This is a genomic window from Caniella muris (assembly GCF_943193035.1).
In the GTDB taxonomy this organism is placed as follows: Bacteria; Actinomycetota; Coriobacteriia; order Coriobacteriales; family Atopobiaceae; genus Granulimonas; species Granulimonas faecalis.
Window position 1 is genome coordinate 574,991 of the sequence record NZ_CALPCK010000001.1, and the last position, 16,865, is coordinate 591,855.

Annotated in this window: 21 protein-coding genes and 5 tRNA genes; 16 read left to right on the plus strand and 10 right to left on the minus strand. The window is 69.8% G+C overall.

Annotated elements, in window-relative coordinates; translation table 11 throughout:
• Positions 1-187: 187 nt before the first annotated feature.
• Complete coding sequence (locus tag NFR49_RS02565; RefSeq protein ID WP_251158113.1) at positions 188-877, minus strand: helix-turn-helix domain-containing protein; 690 nt, start codon at positions 875-877, stop codon at positions 188-190.
• Between the two features lie 115 nt (positions 878-992).
• On the opposite strand from NFR49_RS02565, the gene NFR49_RS02570 reads away from it, so the two are divergent.
• Both NFR49_RS02570 and NFR49_RS02575 read left to right on the plus strand, forming a co-directional pair.
• Positions 993-1,217 carry a helix-turn-helix domain-containing protein gene (locus NFR49_RS02570; RefSeq protein ID WP_251158114.1) on the plus strand — a complete coding sequence of 75 codons (225 nt, stop codon included), beginning with the start codon at positions 993-995 and terminating at the stop codon, positions 1,215-1,217.
• A gap of 43 nt (positions 1,218-1,260) precedes the next feature.
• Entirely contained in the window at positions 1,261-2,040 is a 780-nt protein-coding gene (locus NFR49_RS02575; RefSeq protein ID WP_251158115.1) for a BRO family protein, read from the plus strand.
• Between the two features lie 93 nt (positions 2,041-2,133).
• Here the strand turns inward: NFR49_RS02575 and NFR49_RS02580 are convergent, their stop codons facing one another.
• Positions 2,134-2,628, minus strand: coding sequence for a hypothetical protein (locus NFR49_RS02580; RefSeq protein ID WP_251158116.1), 495 nt, complete (start codon positions 2,626-2,628; stop codon positions 2,134-2,136).
• 332 nt (positions 2,629-2,960) lie between these two features.
• On the opposite strand from NFR49_RS02580, the gene NFR49_RS02585 reads away from it, so the two are divergent.
• The 11 genes from NFR49_RS02585 to NFR49_RS02630 are packed head-to-tail and all read left to right on the plus strand — an operon-like array spanning position 2,961 to position 8,038.
• Positions 2,961-3,170, plus strand: a complete 210-nt coding sequence (locus NFR49_RS02585) for a hypothetical protein (RefSeq protein WP_251158117.1) — start codon at positions 2,961-2,963, stop codon at positions 3,168-3,170.
• On the plus strand, positions 3,170-3,376 hold the full coding sequence (locus NFR49_RS02590; RefSeq protein WP_251158118.1) for a helix-turn-helix domain-containing protein: 207 nt from the start codon (positions 3,170-3,172) through the stop codon (positions 3,374-3,376). The genes NFR49_RS02585 and NFR49_RS02590 overlap by 1 nt, the downstream gene beginning before the upstream one ends.
• Entirely contained in the window at positions 3,342-3,743 is a 402-nt protein-coding gene (locus tag NFR49_RS02595) for a RusA family crossover junction endodeoxyribonuclease (protein WP_251158119.1), read from the plus strand. Before NFR49_RS02590 ends, NFR49_RS02595 begins: the two co-directional genes overlap by 35 nt.
• Positions 3,724-4,608: a YqaJ viral recombinase family nuclease gene (locus tag NFR49_RS02600; RefSeq protein WP_251158120.1), complete on the plus strand. Its 885-nt coding sequence runs from the start codon at positions 3,724-3,726 to the stop codon at positions 4,606-4,608. Before NFR49_RS02595 ends, NFR49_RS02600 begins: the two co-directional genes overlap by 20 nt.
• Before the next feature lie 2 nt (positions 4,609-4,610).
• Positions 4,611-5,432, plus strand: a complete 822-nt coding sequence (locus NFR49_RS02605; protein WP_251158121.1) for a recombinase RecT — start codon at positions 4,611-4,613, stop codon at positions 5,430-5,432.
• Positions 5,429-5,890 (plus strand): single-stranded DNA-binding protein, encoded by a 462-nt coding sequence (locus NFR49_RS02610; protein ID WP_251158122.1) that lies wholly within the window; start codon positions 5,429-5,431, stop codon positions 5,888-5,890. Before NFR49_RS02605 ends, NFR49_RS02610 begins: the two co-directional genes overlap by 4 nt.
• Complete coding sequence (locus tag NFR49_RS02615) at positions 5,890-6,249, plus strand: hypothetical protein (protein ID WP_251158123.1); 360 nt, start codon at positions 5,890-5,892, stop codon at positions 6,247-6,249. Before NFR49_RS02610 ends, NFR49_RS02615 begins: the two co-directional genes overlap by 1 nt.
• The gene (locus NFR49_RS02620; protein ID WP_251158124.1) at positions 6,246-6,800 is read left to right on the plus strand and encodes a hypothetical protein; all 555 of its coding nucleotides are present in this window, start codon (positions 6,246-6,248) and stop codon (positions 6,798-6,800) included. The genes NFR49_RS02615 and NFR49_RS02620 overlap by 4 nt, the downstream gene beginning before the upstream one ends.
• Complete coding sequence (locus tag NFR49_RS10220; protein WP_420840255.1) at positions 6,793-6,984, plus strand: Lar family restriction alleviation protein; 192 nt, start codon at positions 6,793-6,795, stop codon at positions 6,982-6,984. Before NFR49_RS02620 ends, NFR49_RS10220 begins: the two co-directional genes overlap by 8 nt.
• Positions 6,985-6,986: 2 nt before the next feature.
• A complete protein-coding gene (locus NFR49_RS02625) occupies positions 6,987-7,295 on the plus strand; it encodes a DUF3310 domain-containing protein (protein ID WP_251158125.1) in 309 nt (102 codons plus the stop codon).
• Entirely contained in the window at positions 7,295-8,038 is a 744-nt protein-coding gene (locus NFR49_RS02630; RefSeq protein ID WP_251158126.1) for an ATP-binding protein, read from the plus strand. The genes NFR49_RS02625 and NFR49_RS02630 overlap by 1 nt, the downstream gene beginning before the upstream one ends.
• 127 nt (positions 8,039-8,165) lie before the next feature.
• Here the strand turns inward: NFR49_RS02630 and NFR49_RS02635 are convergent.
• From NFR49_RS02635 to NFR49_RS02645, 3 genes are all read right to left on the minus strand, one after another.
• Positions 8,166-8,240, minus strand: a tRNA-Val gene (locus tag NFR49_RS02635).
• Between the two features lie 75 nt (positions 8,241-8,315).
• On the minus strand, positions 8,316-9,230 hold the full coding sequence (locus NFR49_RS02640; protein ID WP_251158127.1) for a tyrosine-protein phosphatase: 915 nt from the start codon (positions 9,228-9,230) through the stop codon (positions 8,316-8,318).
• 21 nt (positions 9,231-9,251) lie between these two features.
• A complete protein-coding gene (locus NFR49_RS02645; protein ID WP_251158128.1) occupies positions 9,252-10,226 on the minus strand; it encodes a putative ABC transporter permease in 975 nt (324 codons plus the stop codon).
• 114 nt (positions 10,227-10,340) lie between these two features.
• Between NFR49_RS02645 and NFR49_RS02650 the strand changes: the two genes are divergently transcribed.
• The 3 genes from NFR49_RS02650 to NFR49_RS02660 all read left to right on the plus strand — a co-directional run bounded on the left by NFR49_RS02650 (position 10,341) and on the right by NFR49_RS02660 (position 10,750).
• Positions 10,341-10,416: transfer RNA gene (locus tag NFR49_RS02650), tRNA-Gly, on the plus strand.
• 41 nt (positions 10,417-10,457) lie between these two features.
• Positions 10,458-10,531: transfer RNA gene (locus tag NFR49_RS02655), tRNA-Cys, on the plus strand.
• Between the two features lie 143 nt (positions 10,532-10,674).
• A tRNA-Gly gene (locus NFR49_RS02660) sits at positions 10,675-10,750 on the plus strand.
• Positions 10,751-10,856: 106 nt separating this feature from the next.
• Here NFR49_RS02660 and NFR49_RS02665 read toward each other — a convergent pair.
• The 5 genes from NFR49_RS02665 to preA all read right to left on the minus strand — a co-directional run bounded on the left by NFR49_RS02665 (position 10,857) and on the right by preA (position 16,863).
• Positions 10,857-11,630 carry an anti-sigma factor antagonist gene (locus NFR49_RS02665; protein ID WP_251158129.1) on the minus strand — a complete coding sequence of 258 codons (774 nt, stop codon included), beginning with the start codon at positions 11,628-11,630 and terminating at the stop codon, positions 10,857-10,859.
• A gap of 274 nt (positions 11,631-11,904) precedes the next feature.
• On the minus strand, positions 11,905-12,918 hold the full coding sequence (locus tag NFR49_RS02670) for a cation diffusion facilitator family transporter (protein WP_251158130.1): 1,014 nt from the start codon (positions 12,916-12,918) through the stop codon (positions 11,905-11,907).
• On the minus strand, positions 12,915-15,200 hold the full coding sequence (locus NFR49_RS02675) for a SpoIIE family protein phosphatase (protein WP_251158131.1): 2,286 nt from the start codon (positions 15,198-15,200) through the stop codon (positions 12,915-12,917). The genes NFR49_RS02670 and NFR49_RS02675 overlap by 4 nt, the downstream gene beginning before the upstream one ends.
• Positions 15,201-15,397: 197 nt before the next feature.
• A tRNA-Leu gene (locus NFR49_RS02680) sits at positions 15,398-15,488 on the minus strand.
• A 97-nt stretch (positions 15,489-15,585) separates the two neighbouring features.
• Positions 15,586-16,863 (minus strand): NAD-dependent dihydropyrimidine dehydrogenase subunit PreA, encoded by a 1,278-nt coding sequence (preA, locus tag NFR49_RS02685; RefSeq protein ID WP_251158914.1) that lies wholly within the window; start codon positions 16,861-16,863, stop codon positions 15,586-15,588.
• Positions 16,864-16,865: the final 2 nt, after the last annotated feature.

Genomic DNA, 16,865 nt, shown 5'->3' on the forward strand with positions numbered 1-16,865 from the left:
AAAAGGTTGGGGCGTCCCATCGGGGGCCATCAAAAATGAGGAGGGAGGAGGACCGAGGGGGCTTCCTATTTCCTCTACGCCATGAATCCTACCCGATGTGGGGCGGCGCCACAATTTCCCCCGATGGCCGTCGCCGACCTTGCTTCCCTCACGCCCTCCAGCCGGGCTGGGTGCAGAGGGGCGACCCTCACAGCTCCTGACGGTCCGCCCAGTCGGCAGGGGCCTGGAAGTGGAAGACCGTGCCGAGCACCTTGATGGGGCCGTCCTCCCACCGGAGCACGATGTCCTCGATCTCGGGGTCGGTCGAGTCCGGGGAGAGCACCAGCGTGCGTCCCGTGGAGTACCACCGGCGCATGAGGGCGCTGTAGTCCTCGGTCTCCACGACGACGATGGAGCCGTTCGCGGGCTCGGTGGCGTCCGGGTCGTAGACGGCGCAGGCCCCCTCCGGTATGACGCGGTCCATGCAGTGGCCGTCCACGATGAGGGCGCGGGCGTTGGGGTGGCCCGCGACGACCTGCTCCGTGACGTGGACGACGCGCTCCGCGACCTCCTCGGGCTCGAAGGTCCCGGCGTGGACCCGGCCGACCACGGGGACGGCCACGCCCTTCTCCACGACCATGCGGACGGGGTGGCAGTCCGCCTTGCGGGGGTCGTAGTAGCCGTGCTCCTTGGCCGCGAGGCCGTGGGCGTCGGAGAGGAGGTCGTCCTCGGTGAGGTGGAAGAAGGCGCATATCTTGCTCAGCGGCGCCTTGCGTATCGACCCCCCGTGCCGCCAGCGGGTCACGGAGGATGGGGACACATCGGCGATGCTGGCAAGAGACTCCTGGGTGATGTCGTACTTCACCAGCAGCGTGTCGATGTTCTCGGCGAGGCCCATGACGTTCTCCTTTCGTTGGGTTCGATTTTACGGCACCGCAAAGTCAGATTAACGGAAATTCTTCTTGCGTTTAACGGAATCGTGTGCAACACTGGGCTTGTCGAAAGGAGGACAGATGGAAGAGCTCAGCGAGGACTTCCAGGCGGTACGGCGAGCGGCCGGCCTCTCGTTGGATGATGCCGCATCTATCTGCGGAATCTCTCGTCCGACATATACGGTGCGCGAGAACAACCCCGGAGAGTTCAAGCTCAACGACCTTCTCAGGCTCTATGCGAGCATGAACCAGCCGGGCAGGCAGCTGCTCGGCACCACACTCGGATCTCTTTTTTTGCCGAAGTGATTCCGTTTTACGGAATACCGACACCCACTGAGAGGAGGAATCAATGACCGAGTCCATCCAGACCTACTCCAACGACGCCCTCGGCGTCACCGTCCGCACCGTGGACGATGCGGGCCAGGTCATGTTCTGCGCCAAGGACGTCGCCGCCGCGCTCGGCTACTCGAACCACAACGACGCCGTCAAGCGCCACTGCAAGGGGGTCGTGAAACGCTACCCCCTTCAGACCTCCGGAGGTGTGCAGGAGGTGGGCTTCATCGCCGAGCCCGACCTCTACCGCCTCATCACCGGGTCCAAGCTCCCGAGCGCCCAGCGATTCGAGGCGTGGGTGTTCGAGGAGGTACTCCCCGCCATCCGCCGCAACGGCGGCTACATGGCGGCGGCCCCCGACGAGGACCCCGAGGCCATCATGGCCCGCGCCCTGCTCGTGGCCCGGGACACCATGGAGCGCCAGCGCGCCCGCATCGACCGGCTCTCAGCCGCCAACGACGAGATGGCGCCCAAGGCCGGCTTCTTCGACGCCTGCATGGACGACGGCGTCTGGATGACGTTCACCGAGGCGTCGCGGCTGCTGCACCAGTACGACCCGTCGATGACCCGCACGAGGCTCTTCGACCTCGCGACGCGCGACGGCATTATCACCGTCGGCCACCAGGCGAGCCGCTACGGCATCGACCGCGGCTACGTGCGCAACTACCAGCCCCCGGCCCGCTACAACCAGCGCACCGGCGAGCTGTACCCGCCCAAGCCCTACGCCAAGATCACCGGCAAGGGGCTCAGGTGGATGCTCAAGCGCTACTGCTCCCACGTGGGCGGTGCCCTGTGAGCGCCGTCGAGGGCGCCCTGACGCTCGTCGTGATCGTCCTCGTGTGGGCATCGGGCATCATCTCCGGCATCGACTACGAGAGGCGGCACGCGTTCATCTGGGGCTTCCCGGTCGGGGGCCGAGGTAGTCCTCCGCCCCACCATGCAGGAACCCCGCGACCTCAAGCGGCACCGAGAGGTCGGCGCGCCCGGTAACAACGCTGTATCCGCACTCAGGCGGGGCGAGCAGACCTGCCTTGACCAGTTCCCCCACCTCGGTATCCCCGAGACCAGCGCCGACCTTCCCGTTATCGAGCGCCTCCCACATGACGGCCCTCTGCCTGTCACTCATCCCGGCACAGGACCGGCGTAGGGATGCCTCGGCGCCCCTGTCCTCACGTCTCTGCCTGATGGCATCCCGCACCTGCGGGATTTGCCACGCGGCCAAGGCGCCGACGGCAATCCCGCAGACGACGGTGAGTCCCATGGCGACAGGCCTCTCGGCCCACGCTGAGGAGGCATCGGCAACGGCGAACGACAGCGCGCCCGGTGCCAGTGCGGCCAGCAGCGACACGAGCTCAACCCAGTGCTCCTTGAGCGACGAACCCATGACAGACACCCTTCGACAGGAGGACCCATGGCATACATCCTAACCGCCGTATCTGCCTTCGCCGTCGGCGCCGCGGCCGTCCTGCTCGCGGCAAGGCGCACCCGCTAGCCATACAACCACCGGCGCCCCTCCCGCGGGGCCCTCCGGACGGCAGCCGCCGCTCCGGTCAAAAGCGCGGCCAGCCCCCGCCGGGAGGCGGGGCAGGACCATGCCTTCTTCGGGGTCGAGACCCTCTCTCCTCTTCTCTCAGGTGGACGCCCGCGTCTGTCCACGAGCAAGGAAATCGGAGGGTCCCGCGGGGAGGGCGCCGGGAGACAGAGAGGAGACACCCGATGGACGAGAGGAAAGCCCGGCGCCGCACGGCGCCCTCCCCCGTCCCGCCCGAGCTCAAGATGGTCGTCTGGGTCTGCGCCCTGTTCGGCTCCTGGCTCCTGTTCGTGTTCGCCATGCAGGCCGCCAACGCCGCCCCGGCCCGCGCCAACGCCGCCATCACGGCCGAGGTCTGCGCCGCCCACGCCCGCGCCGACGGGTGGGACCTGTGATGGGCGCCGAGTTCATGGCCGCCCCGGAGGTGGCCGCCGCCCTCGGCATCTCCCTGCGCTCCGCCCAGTCGCTGTTCGCGTCGGGCCGCATCGACGGCGCCGTCAAGGTGAGGCGCCGCTGGATGGTCCCCACCCACCGGTTCCGCGCCCAGTTCGGTCTGGAGGTGGGCCATGGCGACGTGCACGCGCCTGACCTTCTCGGTTGACGGGAGGCTCTGCGGTCTCAACGAGTACACCGGCACGTGCCGCTCCAACCCCCGGGCCGGCGGCTCCGTCAAGCGGCGCGAGACCAACCGCGTCGCCCGGGCCGCCAAGGGCCTTCCCGCCATGCGGTGGCCGGTGCGGGTGTCGGTCAAGTGGTACGAGCGGGACCGCCGCCGCGACGTGGACAACGTGGAGTTCGGCGTCAAGTTCGTCCTGGACGGCCTCGTGAAGGCCGGCGTCATACCCGACGACTCCCGGCGCTACGTGGACCAGGTGTCCCACTGGGTCGGCGTCGACAGGGAGAACCCCCGCGTGGTCGTGACCGTGGAGACCGTGAAGGGGGGCCGCGATGTACCCGAACGAGGGTAGCCGCTTCGAGTTCGTGCCCTGCGCCGACCGGTCCCCCGAGTGGCTGGAGGTCCGGCGCTCCGGCGTCGGCGGCTCCGACGTGGCCGCCGTGATGGGCCTCTCCCCGTGGTGCGGGCCCTACGAGGTCTGGTGCCGCAAGACCGGCCTCGTGGAGGTTCCCGACATCGGGGGCTCCCCGGCCGTCCGGTGGGGCCACCTGCTCGAGGGGGTCGTGGCCGACGAGTACGCCAGGGCCCACCCGGACCGGCGGGTGGTGAACCCCCGCGGGGTCATGAGGTCCGTGGAGAGGCCGTGGGCCCAGGCGAGCCTCGACCGCATCGCGAGGGACCCCGTGCGCGGGTGGGGGGTGCTGGAGGTCAAGACCGCCGGCATGCACTCGGCCCGCATGTGGGACGGCGGCGTGCCGCTCCACTACCTCACCCAGGTCCAGCACTACCTCGACGTGACCGGCTACGGGTGGGCGGTCGTGGCCGTCCTCATAGGCGGCCAGGACTACCGCGAGTACGAGGTGGCCCCGGATGCCCGGGACATGCGCGCCATCCGCTCCGACGTGGACCTGTTCTGGCACTGCAACGTCGAGGCCGGCGTGGAGCCGCCCACGGGCGTGCAGTCCTGCGAGGCCCGGCTGCTCGCCGCCCGGCACCCGGCGGGCGACGGCACCTACACCGAGGCCGCCGACCTCGTTGCGTCGTTCGTGGAGGCCCGGGAGCGGGTGAGGGAGGCCCGGGCCCGGGAGGCCGAGGTGGCCGCCCGGGTGCGCGACCTCGTGGCGGCCGAGGGCTCCGAGGGCGTCGAGGGCGCCGGCCACCGGGTCACATGGAGCCGCACCGAGAAGAGACAGCAACTGCGAGTGAAGGAGATCTAGGAATGGGAGAGATCGCGAAGGCGAGGGCCGAGATGGCCGAGCGCCCCCAGCGCATGACGTTCAACGACCTCATCGAGAGCAAGAAGGCCGCCTTCCAGGCGGTCATGCCCAGGGGCTTCACCGCCGACAGGCTCGTGCAGATGGCCATCAGCGCCCGGAACACCACACCGCACCTCTCCGAGTGCGACGCGTCGAGCATCCTCAGCTGCTGCCTCAGGGCGGCGTCGCTGGGCATGGAGCCCTCGGCCGTCGACGGCCTCGGCCGCGCCTACATCCTGCCCTACCGCAACGGCAGGACGGGCACCTACGAGGCCCAGTTCGTCCTCGGAAAGAACGGCATGCTGGAGCTCGTGCAGCGCTCCGGCCTCGTGGCCTCCATCCGCACCCAGTGCGTCTACGAGGGCGACGACTTCGACTGGTACGAGGACGAGGACGGCCTGCACTTCCACTACCGCCCGGCCCTCGACGCCCCCCACGGCAAGGAGCACATGCGCCTGGTCTACCTCAGCGCCCGCCTGAAGGACGGCGGCTCGGTCTTCTGCGCCATGAGCCGCCGCGAGGTGGAGGAGGTGGAGGGCCGGTCCAAGGCCAAGTCCGGCCCGTGGAAGACAGACTGGGAGGCCATGGCAGAGAAGTCCGTCATCCGCCGCGCGTTCAACCGCGGCATGCTGCCGCGCTCCGTGGAGACCCGAGAGGCCGCCCGGGCCATCGCCGAGGACGGCGCCACGCCGGTGATCGTGGACGGCGAGGGCTTCCGGGTCTTCGACGACGCCGGCGATGAGGCCGTGGAGGTCGACGCCGAGACCGGGGAGGTGGCCGAGTGAGCGTGAACCGCGTCTGCATCACGGGAAACCTGACCCGCGACCCGGAGCTGCAGGCCACCCAGTCCAGCACCGACGTCCTGCGCATCGGCGTGGCCGTCAACGACCGGTGGCGCAACCCCCAGACCGACCAGTGGGAGGACCGACCGAACTTCGTCGACTGCGTGCTGTTCGGCAACCGCGCCAGGGCCCTGGCCCCCATCCTGGCCAAGGGCATGAAGGTGGCCGTCGAGGGGCGCCTGCGCTGGAGCCAGTGGCAGGACAGGGAGACCGGCAAGAACCGCTCCAAGCTGGAGGTGGTTGTCGACGAGGTCGACCTCATGCAGCGCCGCGACGACGGCGCCGGCCCCGCCTCGGCCCCGGCAGCCGCCTACGCCGACAACCCGTCCCAACCCCAGGCCGTGTTCGCGCCGGCCGAGCCGCCGGCGGCGCCGGCATTCGCGGAAGACATCCCCTTCTGATGGGCGGGCCCACGGGGAGGATGTGGAGCCTGCGCGAGCTGGAGGCCCTGCGGGAGCACTACCCGGGCCACGGCCCCAAGTGGGCGGGTTGGGCCGAGGTGCTCCCGGGGCGCACGGAGGGAGCCATCGGCCTGAAGGCCTCCAGGCTCGGCATCGACTGCCGGCGTGGCGTGTGGCTGGAGAACATGTCGCGCGGCATCGGGGAGGCGGGCGAGATGCGGGAGCGCTGGTCCGTGGCCGAGGACCTCGCCGTGATGAGGGCCGTGCGGCAGGCACAGATCGACACGGGGAGGAGCGGACGGGCCATCGTGGCCCGGGCAAGGCTCCTCATGGAGAGACATGAGAAGGGTGACATATGAGCGGTATGCAGGCGGCCGGGATGTGGCCGAGGTTCGAGGACGGCGCGCCGGTGGACATCGGGTCCGAGGCGCTGCTGCCGGGCGGCACCGGCGGGTGCAAGGTGTTCCGCGTGACGGTGGACGAGTTCGGATGGTCCGCGTACGGGTTCGGCGGCCGAACCGCCGTTGGTGGGCCGGAGACCCGCGTCAGGCGCCCGCCGGTCCTGGGACGCGACGGCAAGGCCATCGAGCCCGGGGACGTGGTCTATGGCGAGGACGGCCTGAACTGGCTGGTCACCGGCATCCGGTGGGACAAGGGCGACCACGTCGTGGAGGCCGCGGCGAGGGGCGAGACCAAGCAGCTCAAGCCGGTGTGGCTCACCCACCAGCGCCCCGACAGCTGGTTGCTGCTGGAGGCTGACGCGGCCAAGGGGGCCTGCGCCTACTTCGGCTCAGAAAGCTGCGAGTGCGGCGGCTGTCCGCACGACATGGACCCGGGCTGCAATGTGGTCATGGCCATGGACATCGTCCGCCGAGCCAAGGCCCTCGCGTGGGTGGGCACCGATGAGTGAGCTGAAACCGTGCCCGTTCTGCGGGAACGTTACGCCCGCCTTCATGCGCCAACAGGGGCGCTATCCGGCCAAGGGCCAGATGGTCTGCCACGGCTGCGGCGCGCGCGGCCCCCTTGCCTGGACGCTGGAGAAGGCTATCGGGACATGGAACGCCATGCCGAGAGAGGACGATAGAGGAGCGTGACGATGGACGAGAGGATCTACGACGACGTGACGCGCCCTGGCCACTACTGCCACGGGGGCTACGAGTGCGCAGACGTGGTGGAGGCCGTGCTGGCGGACGCCGGGGACCGCGTCGGAGGGGCCGCCGCCTGGTGGACCGGCAACGCCCTCAAGTACCTCTTCCGCTGGGCCTTCAAGGGGTCCACGCCGGCCGAGCGCGTGCGCGACCTGAGCAAGGCGGAGGAGTGCTGCCGCCGGGCCGCCGGGTGCTACGAGCACCACGTGGCCGCGCGCCGCAGGCTGGCGGACGAGACGCTGGCCAGGGCCGAGTGATGGGCGGGCGCACCTGCCCCCACTGCGGGAGGGCGCTCGGCACCGTCACCCGCTCCATCGGCGGGAGGCCCTACGAGGTCGAGGAGTCCTGCACCTGCGATGGCGCCCTGGCCGACGTCGAGCGGCGCCGCGCGGCGGAGGCCGACGCCGCCAGGGTCAGGGCCGCGTCGGGGGCGGTGCGCCGCTCCGGCATGCCCGAGAGGTTCTGGTCGGTCCCCCGGGACGGTGACGGCCTGGCCGCCCTGGCCGCCCGGGGGTTCGGCCTCTACCTCTACGGGCCCGTGGGCACCGGCAAGACGTACACGGCCTGCGGCGTGGCCAAGGCGTGGGTATGGGACCACACGACCACCTACGACGGCCGCGAGTACGTGGCGCCCCCCTTCCGGTACCGGTCCGTGCCGCGCCTCCTGCAGGAGATGCGGGAGTGCTACGACGGCCACGGGGACCAGGCCGAGCTTGCCGGCGCCCTCATGCGGTGCCGGCTGCTGGTGCTCGACGACATGGGCCAGGAGTCGCCGACGGAGTGGGCGCTGGAGCGCCTGTGGGAGATCGTGGACCAGCGGTGGTCCAACCGCCGCCCCACGGTCGTGACCTCCCAGTGCTCCCCCGCCCAGCTCGTCCAGAGGCTCGCGAGCCGCGGGAGCCTGAGGACCGCGGAGAGCATCGTGAGCCGCCTGTGCGGCGCCGAGTCCGAGGTGCGGCGCATCGACGGCCCGGACCGGAGGGCACAGTCCGACGTTTGATGTGCGTGCGGATTGTGTGGAGCGGCGCGACGGGCCATCCGCACGATATTGTTCGGCACAAGTTCGGCACACGTCCGGCACATAACAAAACAGGTAGGAGCCGCACTGGCTCCTACCTGCGATTTTGTGGTGGGCGTTACAAGATTTGAACTTGTGACCTCTTCCGTGTCAGGGAAGCGCTCTCCCCCTGAGCTAAACGCCCGTTGGTTGCCGCGCCATGTGCCCGCGCAACAGAAATGAGTATAGGGGCCCCGTCTACGCCACGCAAGACCCATTTTTACATTTTTCCGGTCGCTCGCTGGCCGGCCGGGTCGACCAGGTAGAGCTCTCGGAGCCGGGCCACACGGCCGGCGTCCATGCCCAGGGCCTCGTCGAGGTAGGCGTCCACGGAGCCCCAGCGGCCCCGCACGGCGTCGAAGGCGCGGCGCAGGCTCTCCTCCTCCACGGTGTAGAGGACATGGGCCATGGCGGCCAGCTTGGCCGGGAAGAGGCGGCGGTCGGCCAGGGCGAGCACGGCGCGGGCCCAGCCCGGCTGGGTGAAGCGGTTGGAGGCGAGGTAGTCCTCCACCACGAGCTCCTCGGGAACGCCGAGCGCGTGCTCGAGGAGCGCCGCGGCGATGCCGGTGCGGTCCTTGCCGGCGCTGCAGTGCCAGAGCACGGCGGACGGTGCCGGCCGCTCCCCCACGGCCATGACCACGTCGAAGAACCGGCGGTAGCCCGCGATACCCTCGCCGCCCGTGACGATCTGGGCGTACATCTCGCTCATGCGGCCCTCGGTGCCCATCTCGTACTCACGGAAGAGCGCGAGGAGCTCGCGCGGGCCCATGGAACGCGTGATCCCAGCGGCCGACGCCGCGATGACCGGCACGAACTCGAAGCTCGCCGCGGGGAAGAGCGAGGTGGGGTCGGGCTTGGCGGAGCGCTCCCGCTCCGTGCGGAGGTCCACCACGGCCGCGAGCCCGAGGTCGGCCAGGAGGCGCGCGTCCGCCACGCTGGCCCCGGCGAGCTCGCCCGAGCGCAGCAGGCGCCCCGGGGCCACCACGCGGCCGTCGGCCGTGGCGAGGCCGCCGAGGTCGCGGGCGTTGCGCACGCCGGTGAGCCCCATGTGGCCCCAGTCCGAGGCCGCGAAGCGCCGCTCGAGCGCCACCTCCGCAAGGTCGTCGGGTGCCGCCGTCTGCCTCCCGTGGCCCATGGGCCCTCCTCCCCTCGCGCCTCAGCCGTTGGGGGCGAGCTGCTTGCCCACCACGAGGTTCTGGAAGCGCCCCTCTATGAACTCGTCGTTGAAGTGGCCGTCCACGTAGACGTCGACGGCGTTCTGGGGTGGTATGCCCAAACTCCGCTGGCCCATGCGGTAGAAGCAGTAGGCCGTGGCGAGCAGGTCGACCGAGATCGCCACCACGAGGACGGCCACCACCACCCCCTGGAGCCGGTGCGACGGCTCGCCGACCACCCACACGATCTCGGGCAGGACGAGGCGGGCGTACACCACGCCGAGGACGCCCCACACGAGGATGGACGACCAGCAGATCCACTGGGTGATGGCGTCGGGGAGGCCGAGGTAGGTCCAGCTCTGAGCGTGCCAGAAGTACTCCATGGCCATGCCGGTGCTCTGCTCGATGGCCGCGCCGGCCCCCATGGAGACGAGGAAGACCTCGGCGAGGGAGGCCTTGCGGAAGTTCCAAAGCACGATGGTGAACACCAGGCCGCCGAACCCGTAGAGGGGCGAGAAGGGCCCCCACACCACGCCGGCGCGGTTCTCCATGCGGCCCTGGGAGTGCCACATCCACACCTCCTCGGCGAAGAGGCCGAGCATGCTCGCCACGACGAAGACGACGATGTAGACCGTGATGCCCAGGGTGGCGCGGTCGAGGTACTGGTCGCGGGCGAGGCGCTCGGCCCGACGCACGGCGCGACGCTGCTCGGAGGAGACGGCCGGGGCCGGCCGGGTGGCCATGGAGCCGTAGGCGGGGTCCGCGGGCGGTGTGCGGCGCCAGAGGGGCCGCGGCGGGCGCCGGCGGCCGCCGAGGGTGCCGGCGTCCACGGCGGAGTCGGCCTCGAAGCGCTCCTCGCCGAGCGACCGGGCCCTGCCCCGGGAGCGGAGCTGGGCGTCCATCACCGAGCGCGAGCACCAGGCGGCGAGCATGCAGACGAAGATGACGAGCAGTATGACGAGAAGGGTGTTGATCACAGGGCGATTCCGCTCTCAAGCCGGGCGAACGTACTCCCGCAATGGTACCCGCAAAGGGAATGGGCTTTTCCCCTTGCATCGCCGTCCGGGGTTGGTCTATAGTAGCCCCTGCAAGCGGACATGGCTCAGTTGGTAGAGCATCACCTTGCCAAGGTGAGGGTCGCGGGTTCGAATCCCGTTGTCCGCTCCAGTGATTATCAGGGCCGGTTTCGATCGGCCTTTTTATTCCCTGGCGACGTGGCCAAGTGGTAAGGCAGAGGCCTGCAAAGCCTTTACCCCCAGTTCGAATCTGGGCGTCGCCTCCAGACAGACCGGCCGGCCCCACGGGGCCGGCCTTTTTCTTGTCGCACGGCCCCACGACTGATGTGACAGATATGCCCGGCGCCCGATTTGCCGACTTTCTCCCTTGCGCCGCCCGCTGAGGCTGCTATAGTAGTCGAGTCTTCACGCGGACATGGCTCAGTTGGTAGAGCATCACCTTGCCAAGGTGAGGGTCGCGGGTTCGAATCCCGTTGTCCGCTCCAGAATCTCCAAGCCGCCTCCAGGCGGCTTTTTCTTTGTCGCCGCCTTCTTTGCTGCCTCTCCCCCGCCCGCGGCGCCGCGCCATGGAAAAGGGCCCCGCAGGGCCCTTCAGGCGCTCATGATCATGCGCAGCCCCTCCTCCAGGGGGTTGAGCGGGCGGCCGAAGAGCTTCACCAGCCGCACCACGGTCCCGTGCCCGAAGGGCTTGGCGTGGATCTCCACGCTGTCGCAGAGCAGGCGCATGATCTTGATGCCGCGACCGTGCTCGAGGGTCACGACCGGCTCCTCGTCCTCTCCCATCTCGAAACCCGGGCCGTTGTCCACGGCCTCCATGACGAGACGGTCGGAGTAGATGGCCACCGTAAGGAAGCCTGTGCCCTGCGGGGTGTGCAGCACGCAGTTGCCCATGGCCTCGCCGGCGGCCAGCGTCATGTCGAAGACCTCCGACTCGTCGAGGGGCAGGCCCTCGAGGAGCTCCCGTAGGCAGTCGCGGGCCATCTCGAGGTTCTCGGGCATGATGCGGAGCGTGAGCCTCCGGAGCGGCGAGGCCCCCGGCGAGAGGGGCGGCACGGGCCCCGGCGGGCGGCGCCTGGCGGAACAGGGCACGAAGGGGAGCAGGCACCCCACGCTGAGGGCGTGCATGACGCGCTCGGAGACGTTCACGAGCGTGAGCGACCCCCCGTGGGAGCGGGCGGCGCGGACGACCGTGAGGATGGACGCCATGCCGGTGGAGTCGACGTAGTCGGCCTTCTCCATGTCGAGGATGATGCGCTTGCAGCCGCCGTCCACGAGCTCGAGCAAGTGGCCCTTGAGGGCGGGGGCGGTGACGATGTCGAGGTCGCCCTGGACGGGGACGAGCATGCAGTCGGAGATGATGAGCACTGTGACCTCCTGTCTGGGCTCTGTCCCCTGGCGCTTTGTCGCCCAAGACTATTCCCCGTTGGGGAGGCGGCGTGCACTGTCAACCCGTCTCCCTTATTCATGTTTCCTCACGGTATCTGATACCCACCTGTGAGCGACCTCAACGGGTCGACTCCGCTAAACAATCCACGCGAGGGACAGGATAAGGAAGTACGGGAAGCGCACCCTGAGTCGCAATAACGCGTTGATTGGCGGTTTCTCCGCCGTGCGCCCGCAGGCCTACCGCCTGGAGAGCTCAGCGGAAGCGTCGGGACGCCGGCCGCCCGGCGCCGTCGGCCGACGGCGTATCCCCAGCGCCGGCAGCCTGCCCGCCCGCCGCGGCGGCGCCGAGGGCGGCGTCGTCGGCCTCGCCGAGGCGCCGCTCCAGCGCGGTGTCGGGCTCGATGTGAACGATTACTTCACTGACCTCACCGAAGTGGTCGCGGAGCCGCGCCTCCACGGCCTCCCCCACCCCGTGGCCTTCCTGCACCGACATAAGGGGGTCAACCAGAACATGGAGGTCGACGAAGACCTCCCCCTCGGTTCCCCGTGTGCGGATGTTGTGAACCGAGCGTACGCCGGGCACCTCGGAGATGCACGAGCGCACCTCCCCCTCGTCGAGGCGGGCGGCGTCGGAGAGGGTCGTGCTCGCCGAACGGAAGACCTCCACGGCCGAGACGGCGATGGCGGCACCCACGAGGAGCGACACGACCGCGTCGGCCATGGGGAAGCCCATCTGGACCACGACGAGGCCCACGATGACCGAGACCGAGACGAGGGCGTCGGAGCGGGTGTGCAGCGCGTCGGCCACGAGCACCTCGCTCTTGAGGCGTCGGCCGCTCAGTCGCTCGCCGCGGCTCACGGCGAGGTTCACGACGAGGGTGCCCACCATGACGACGTAGCTGCCCACGTTCACCGTGACCGCGTCCCGGCGCCCCATGAGGGCGTCGACGCCGTCGGCGCAGAGGTTGAAGGCCGCCACGACGAGCATGACCCCGATGGCGACGGAGGCGTAGGTCTCGAACTTCGCGTGGCCGTAGGGGTGCCCGCGGTCGGGCGGCTGCGCGGCCAGCGAGGCACCCACGATGCCCACCACATTGGAGAGGGCGTCGAAGGCGCTCGCGATGCCGTCGTTGCGCATGGAGAGCGAGCCGGTGGCCTGGCCGTAGAGGAACTTCGCGGCGGCCACGACGAGGTTGAGGGCCATGACCACCCAGAGCACCCTCACTATGTCGCGGAGGCGGTCGCCGCGGGTGTCGGCGGCGGTCACGAGGAGGCCCCGGCGGTGCCGTCGGCGTCCAACCCGTCGAAGCGCACGGCCATCATGGCGACGTCGTCGTCGAGGCGGTTGTCGGTGAACTCGTAGAGGGTCGCCATGATCTTGTCAGGGATGTCGTGGACGTCGAGGTCGATGTTGCGCACCACGGCGTCGCGGAGGCCCATCTCGCCGAAGAACGTGCCGTCGGCGCCCCGCGCCTCGGTGGCGCCGTCGGTGTAGAGCAGGAGCTCGTCGCCGGGCCGCAGGCGCACGTGGCCGTCGCGGTAGACCATCTCGCGGAAGGCCCCCACGACCCCCGACTGCACGTTGAGGAGCTCCGTCTGCTGCTCCGCGGGGTGCAGCAGCAACGCGGGCGGGTGGCCGGCGCAGCAGTAGGTGAGCGTGCCCTCCGCGACGTCGACGACGCCCACGAACACGGTGGCGAACGTCTCGAGCCGGGAGAAGCCCAGGAAGAAGTCGTTGAGCGAGCGCACCATGTGCGAGGGCGACAGACCCTCCCAGGAGTAGGCGCCGAGGGCCGTGCGAACGGCCGCCGACACCGACGCCGACTGCACGCCCTTGCCCGCCACGTCGCCCAGGATGATGCAGGCGCGGTTGCCGGGCAGGCGGATGAGGTCGTAGAAGTCGCCGCCCACATCGGCCGTCTCGGTGGCCGAGTTGTAGATGGCCTGCGCCGTGAGCCCCTCCACGTGCTGGAGGTGGTTGCCCAGGCCCGACTGCAGCGTGTGGCTGATGAGGGCGTCCTGGGCCCGCTGGGTCTGGCGGCGCTCGAGGCGGCGGACGTCCTGCACGAAGCGCTTGAAGTAGGTGTACGAGAGCGACGGGAGGGCCGTGCCGCCGTCCTTGGTCACGAGGAAGCCCCGGGGCTCGCCCACGAGACGGTCCATGATGACGAGGATGCCGTCGTTGGCGATGCCCTTCTCGGACACCCAGCCCCGGAGCGCGACGAGCTTGGAGAGCGGCCAGATGTGGACGTCCTCGTAGCGCCACTCGTCGTCCCGGAGCATGTCCACGTCGAAGGGGAAGTCGACGAGCTCGCCGGCGGGCGTCTTGATGAACAGGGTGTCCTGGTGGAGGTTCTTGAAGATGGGCATGAACGAGCAGCCCACGGCGGCCGCCATGGCCTCGAAGGCGTCGTAGTAGTCGAGGAGCGTGGCCTTCTCCCCCAGCCCCTCCAGGTGCAGGAGCCGCTCGCTGGCGGCGTTGGACACGCGCTCGTTGGAGTGCGCCCGCGCCGAGAGCGTGGCCGTCATGAGCTCGTTGGCATGGTGCAGCGCGAGGATGTCGAGGACCTTGGCGTCGTGGCCGTGGAGGGCGTGCGGGGCGGTCCATCCCACGAGGGCCACGGCGACGACCGTGGCGTCGTAGACGATGGGCACCGAGAAGAACGAGACGAGGGGCAGGGATTCGAGCTCCGGGGTGTCGTGCACCTCCTTGGTGGCCTTCTCGGAGAGGACGATCTCGCCGTCGAGGCCGCGGTGGCGGTCGAAGGCCAGGGTGCGCCGGCCCTCCCCCACGAGCGACGCGAGGCGGTCCTGGGACGTGATGTAGGAGGGCATCTCCCGGCCGTCCACGTCGCCCGAGAAGCTCTTGAGGATGTAGCCGCCCGAGCCGGCGATGTAGAGCGCGCCGGCATCCGCATCGACGGCGTCGCGGAGCTCGGACACCAACATGTCCTGGACACCGCTGGCGTCGCCCGAGACCACGGCGCCGCCGAGCTCGCTCATCAAGGCCACCACGTCGGCGGGCCCCTCCCGGCCGATGGAGGCCACGCGCACGTCGGCGTCGGCCACGGCGGCGACCTCGTCGGAGGAGAGCGCCGTGCCGTCCACCGAGACGTCGGACGTGGGCCGCGGGCCATCGGGGGCCGGGTCGCTGGCCACCGACGTGGGTCGGGCCACGAGGAGGAACGACCCGTCGTCCCCCATCGGGCGGGCCCGCACCACCACGCGCACCTTGGTGCCCTCCGTGGGGCGTCGGCAGAGGAGCGTCGCCTTGGAGCCGTCCAGGGGGAACGGGAGGCGGCCGTGGGGGTTGGGGATACCCGACAGCGGCAGGAACAGGGCACTGACGTCGATGCCGATGAGCTGCTGGCGCGTGAGCCCCGAGAGCGACGCGAGGTTCTCGTTGGCGATGATGACGCGCCCGGAGGCGTCGTAACCCGCCACGGCGTCGTCGACCATGGCGAGGATGTCGAAGACGGCGTTGAGCCCGCAGAAGGCCTTGATGCGGCCCCCCGTGTCGGTGGCCGTGATGTTGCTGCCCAAGATCATGGCTCTCCCGCCCTTCCGACGAGCCCGGGTGCCCCCGGGCGCCTCCCTGCCGACCCGGCGGGAAGGCGCGGTCCTCCAACCAACGCGGTCGGTATCGAGGATACTCGCACCGCCGCACGGTCGTACCCAATTCCTGAAAAAGTTTGGCGAGACAAGAAAAAAGCCCGTGTCCCAAGGGACACGGGCCTCAATCTCGATGGTGTCGGAGGCGGGACTTGAACCCGCACGACCTTTTAGTCAGTCACTAGCACCTCAAGCTAGCGCGTCTGCCAATTCCGCCACTCCGACATCGGTGGTGCGAAGAAGATACTAGCACAGGCCTCCGGCGGCGCAACCGAGAATCTCGACCAATCTCGGAAGGCCGTCCCGGGGAGACACCCCTCCCCTACGTGAGGTCGTAGGGGACGCCCTTGGGCCTGCAGACGACGTCGGCCGGGTCGCCGTCGCGGCCCCCCTTCATCGCCACGCGGCCGAAGTGGATGGCGTGCACCGGGCACACGAGGCGGCAGAGGTGGCAGCCCACGCACCTCTCCTCGTCCACGGAGACGCGGCGGTCGGCCTCGTCCCACACGATGGCCTGGTGGGCGCCGTCGTAGCAGGAGATGTAGCAGCGGCCGCACCCCACGCAGGCGTCCTGGTCCACCTCGGGGTACACGCGGTAGTCGCGGTCGAGGTCCTCGGCGGGGAGGATGTTCGCCGTGGCGAGGCCCACGAGGTCGGCGAGGGAGTCGACGCCCTGGGACCCCATGTAGCGGACGAGGCCGTCCTTCATGTCCTCCACCACGCGGTAGCCGTACTGCATGACGGACGTGGTCACCTGCAGCGTGGTGGCGCCCATGAGGATGAACTCGCAGGCGTCGCGCCAGGTCTCGATGCCGCCGATCCCGGAGACGGGGAGGTCGGCGAGCTCGGGGTCGGACCGCATCTGCTGGAGGAACCGCAGGGCGATGGGCTTCACGGCCTTGCCGGAGAAGCCGGAGATGGCGCTCTTGCCGTTGATGACGGGCAGCCCCACGTGGAGGTCGAGGTCCACGTTGGCCACGGACTTCACGGTGTTGATGGCCGCGATGCCGTCCGCGCCGCCCTCGAGGGAGGCCTTGGCCACCACGCACATGTCGGTGATGTTGGGCGTCATCTTGGCGAGCACCGGCAGCGACGTCCCGCGCTTGACGGCGGCGGCGTAGCGGCGGCAGAGGTCCGGGTTCACCCCCACGTCGGACCCCATGGCGTGGCTCGTCATCTGGGGGCAGGAGAGGTTCATCTCCACCATGTCGGCGCCGGCGGCCTCCACGGTGCGGGCGAGCTCCTCCCACTCGCCCTCGTCCTGCCCCATGATCGAGGCGATGAGGACGCCGTCGGGATACTCGGCCTTGAGGCGCCGGATGGCCGCGAGGTCGCTCTCGAGCGGGTGCTCGGCGATCTGCTCCATGTTCTTGAAGCCCACGAACGGCGTGCATTCCTTGGTGAGCTCGTCGAAGCGCGGGGACACCTCGTCGACCTTGAAGTCGTCGGTATGCAGGGTCTTGTAGACCACGCCGCCCCAGCCGGTCTCGTAGGCCTTGGCGCACATCTCGTAGCAGTTGCCGACGGGGGACGAGGAGAGGCAGAACGGGTTCTGGAAGTGGACGCCGAGGAAGTCGACGGAGAGGTCGCGACTCGCCATGG

Bases quoted from the DNA above. Each gene is read 5' to 3' on its own strand.
- NFR49_RS02565 (WP_251158113.1), bottom strand. From the start codon at position 877: ATGGGCCTCGCCGAGAACATCGACACGCTGCTGGTGAAGTACGACATC.
- NFR49_RS02615 (WP_251158123.1), top strand. From the start codon at position 5,890: ATGGGCGGGCCCACGGGGAGGATGTGGAGCCTGCGCGAGCTGGAGGCC.
- NFR49_RS10220 (WP_420840255.1), top strand. From the start codon at position 6,793: ATGAGTGAGCTGAAACCGTGCCCGTTCTGCGGGAACGTTACGCCCGCC.
- NFR49_RS02605 (WP_251158121.1), top strand. From the start codon at position 4,611: ATGGGAGAGATCGCGAAGGCGAGGGCCGAGATGGCCGAGCGCCCCCAG.
- NFR49_RS02595 (WP_251158119.1), top strand. From the start codon at position 3,342: ATGGCGACGTGCACGCGCCTGACCTTCTCGGTTGACGGGAGGCTCTGC.
- NFR49_RS02600 (WP_251158120.1), top strand. From the start codon at position 3,724: ATGTACCCGAACGAGGGTAGCCGCTTCGAGTTCGTGCCCTGCGCCGAC.
- NFR49_RS02620 (WP_251158124.1), top strand. From the start codon at position 6,246: ATGAGCGGTATGCAGGCGGCCGGGATGTGGCCGAGGTTCGAGGACGGC.
- NFR49_RS02675 (WP_251158131.1), bottom strand. From the start codon at position 15,200: ATGATCTTGGGCAGCAACATCACGGCCACCGACACGGGGGGCCGCATC.
- NFR49_RS02585 (WP_251158117.1), top strand. From the start codon at position 2,961: ATGGACGAGAGGAAAGCCCGGCGCCGCACGGCGCCCTCCCCCGTCCCG.
- NFR49_RS02640 (WP_251158127.1), bottom strand. From the start codon at position 9,230: ATGGGCCACGGGAGGCAGACGGCGGCACCCGACGACCTTGCGGAGGTG.
- NFR49_RS02630 (WP_251158126.1), top strand. From the start codon at position 7,295: ATGGGCGGGCGCACCTGCCCCCACTGCGGGAGGGCGCTCGGCACCGTC.
- NFR49_RS02590 (WP_251158118.1), top strand. From the start codon at position 3,170: ATGGGCGCCGAGTTCATGGCCGCCCCGGAGGTGGCCGCCGCCCTCGGC.
- NFR49_RS02580 (WP_251158116.1), bottom strand. From the start codon at position 2,628: ATGGGTTCGTCGCTCAAGGAGCACTGGGTTGAGCTCGTGTCGCTGCTG.
- NFR49_RS02625 (WP_251158125.1), top strand. From the start codon at position 6,987: ATGGACGAGAGGATCTACGACGACGTGACGCGCCCTGGCCACTACTGC.
- NFR49_RS02575 (WP_251158115.1), top strand. From the start codon at position 1,261: ATGACCGAGTCCATCCAGACCTACTCCAACGACGCCCTCGGCGTCACC.
- NFR49_RS02570 (WP_251158114.1), top strand. From the start codon at position 993: ATGGAAGAGCTCAGCGAGGACTTCCAGGCGGTACGGCGAGCGGCCGGC.
- preA (WP_251158914.1), bottom strand. From the start codon at position 16,863: ATGGCGAGTCGCGACCTCTCCGTCGACTTCCTCGGCGTCCACTTCCAG.